At 36.0% G+C, this 417-nt stretch carries 1 protein-coding gene; it reads right to left on the reverse strand.

Annotated elements, in window-relative coordinates:
* Window positions 1-417, reverse strand: a 417-nt coding sequence (locus C1I98_RS46780; RefSeq protein ID WP_267898118.1) for a Mur ligase family protein, incomplete at both ends; no start/stop codon positions are given.

Raw genomic sequence — 417 nt, forward strand, 5'->3', positions numbered from 1 at the left:
ATGTTTTACTCCACCAAAAGTTGTCAAAACTTGTTTAATATGAGCTGTGCTGACTTTTTCGATTTTAGCTACTGCAATAGCGGCTAGTGCATTTTCTACATTTTGTTCACCAGGAATTCCAATTTCATCGGCTTCCATAATTAATTCATCTTTAAAATAAAGTTTGCCTTCAATTTCGTACGCACCGCTCTTAGTCAGTCCTTGACGTGAAAATGGAACTACTTTCGCCTGAGTTCTTTTAGCTAGTTCTTGCCATTCAGTATTATCCCAATTGATTACCAAGAAATCGTCCTTGGTCTGATTCTTAGTAATATTCATCTTGTCATTAACGTAGTTTTCACGTGTTTTATGCCAGTCTAAGTGACTAGCAAAAATGTTATTCAAAACTGCAATATGTGGATGAAGTCGATCAATACC

The organism is Spongiactinospora gelatinilytica (assembly GCF_003236385.1).
In the GTDB taxonomy this organism is placed as follows: Bacteria; Actinomycetota; Actinomycetes; order Streptosporangiales; family Streptosporangiaceae; genus Spongiactinospora; species Spongiactinospora gelatinilytica.